This window comes from Streptomyces niveiscabiei (assembly GCF_001419795.1).
GTDB classification, from domain to species: Bacteria; Actinomycetota; Actinomycetes; order Streptomycetales; family Streptomycetaceae; genus Streptomyces; species Streptomyces niveiscabiei.
This window is the reverse complement of record NZ_LIRL01001157.1, coordinates 1-1,376: the sequence shown is the minus strand read 5'-3', so window position 1 is coordinate 1,376 and position 1,376 is coordinate 1. Positions and strand designations below refer to the sequence as shown.

The window sequence follows — 1,376 nt, the reverse complement described above, 5'->3', positions numbered from 1 at the left end:
CCCTCCCCGACTACTGCACGGACGAGAGCCTCACCCACGAACTCCCGCCCCAGGCCCCCCACTTGATCCGCCTGGGCTCCCTCCTGGAAGACACGAGCCTCGTCCTCGACGGCACCACGGGCGCGGTCCTCTCCTACACGTTCCCCGACAAGACCCTCCGCCCCCTCAACGCGGACATCTCCACGCTCGCTTTCACTTTCTGGCTGATCCACCGAGAACGCACCCTCGACGCCCTCCACGACCTCACCCACACCTACGACCAGCTCACGGAGGCGATGAACCACACCCTGGCCGCCGTCGACCCCACCGCCGTCCTCCTCACCGAGGACGACGACTGGCGCTACTGGCCGGAGGTCTTCGGCGACGAGGCGGGGGGAGGGCTGTACGCATAGAGGGCGCCCCCCTGAAGGAGCGCCCCCTCTCGATCACAGAGGCCGTGGCGGGAATCGAACCCACGTAACTCGCTTTGCAGGCGAGCCCCTAAACCACTCGGGCACACGGCCGGGGAGTTGCTGTTCTGTTGTTCGGCCGTGGTGGGAATCGAACCCGCGTAACTCCCCGCGAGCGGAGCTCGCTATTGGATGCAGCGCAGGCGAGCCCCTGAACCACTCGGGCACACGGCCAAGTTTCGGGGTGTTCCCCGGACTTCGTGAGAAAACCGTATGGCCGGCTGGTCGAGGGGATCAAGCGTGTGGGGTGCGCTGCAACGGGACTGCCATACGGCGTTCATGAACGGGGTGTGGGGTAAGTCGGTCGCTCTGAGTGGCCCGCACCTTTAACCTCGACCCCTATGAACCAGCTCCACCTGCCCCCTGACCTCCACCGACCCCTCGAAGACCTCGCCGATGCCACTGGGCGGTCGGTGGAGGACGTCGTGGGGGAGGCTCTGCGGATTCACCTGGCCCGTGAGGAGAGCCGTGTCCTTGATGTGGCTCGGCGTCTCGGGCAGGCGCACGCCGAGTTGTTGAGGAGGTTGGGGGAGTGACCAGGTTTCTTACGGTTGCCGAGGTGGAGCAGGTTGCCCGTGTTGCCTTTGGCGGTAAGGGTCCTGATGCTCGGGACCCCGGGCTGCTCGCGTCTGCCGTGCACCGGCCGCGCGCGAGGATGTTCGGGACCCCGGCGTACACGGACACGTACGAGCAGGCCGCAGCGCTGCTGCATGCGCTTGCTGTGAATCACCCCCTCGTCGACGGGAACAAGCGCACCGCATGGCTCGCGGCGGTGGTGTTTCTCGGGGTGAACGGGGTCGGGATGGAGGCGTGTGATCAGGACGCGGCGTATGGGCTGGTCGTGGACGTGGCGGCCGGGATCGAGGGGGACATCGGGGTGATCGCGGGGCGGCTGAGGGAGTTGTGACGTGGGTCCCAACCGGGGGC

General features: G+C 67.2%; 3 protein-coding genes and 2 tRNA genes. 3 read left to right on the top strand and 2 right to left on the bottom strand.

The features are described from left to right. Positions 1-392 (top strand): SUKH-4 family immunity protein (locus AOK24_RS41400; RefSeq protein ID WP_206191357.1); only part of this gene is annotated, 392 nt, incomplete at its 5' end. 39 nt (positions 393-431) lie between these two features. Here the strand turns inward: AOK24_RS41400 and AOK24_RS41395 are convergent. Then, positions 432-503: transfer RNA gene (locus tag AOK24_RS41395), tRNA-Cys, on the bottom strand. Between the two features lie 22 nt (positions 504-525). Next, positions 526-623 (bottom strand) — tRNA-OTHER (locus AOK24_RS48995). 167 nt (positions 624-790) lie between these two features. On the opposite strand from AOK24_RS48995, the gene AOK24_RS41390 reads away from it, so the two are divergent. Together AOK24_RS41390 and AOK24_RS41385 are read left to right on the top strand one after the other, a co-directional pair. Beyond that, the gene (locus tag AOK24_RS41390) at positions 791-985 is read left to right on the top strand and encodes a ribbon-helix-helix domain-containing protein (RefSeq protein WP_055725047.1); all 195 of its coding nucleotides are present in this window, start codon (positions 791-793) and stop codon (positions 983-985) included. After that, positions 982-1,356: a type II toxin-antitoxin system death-on-curing family toxin gene (locus tag AOK24_RS41385; protein WP_055725046.1), complete on the top strand. Its 375-nt coding sequence runs from the start codon at positions 982-984 to the stop codon at positions 1,354-1,356. The genes AOK24_RS41390 and AOK24_RS41385 overlap by 4 nt, the downstream gene beginning before the upstream one ends. Positions 1,357-1,376 lie beyond the last annotated feature (20 nt).

Excerpts from the sequence above, each read along its gene's own strand:
- AOK24_RS41390 (WP_055725047.1), top strand. The coding sequence starts at position 791 with ATGAACCAGCTCCACCTGCCCCCTGACCTCCACCGACCCCTCGAAGAC.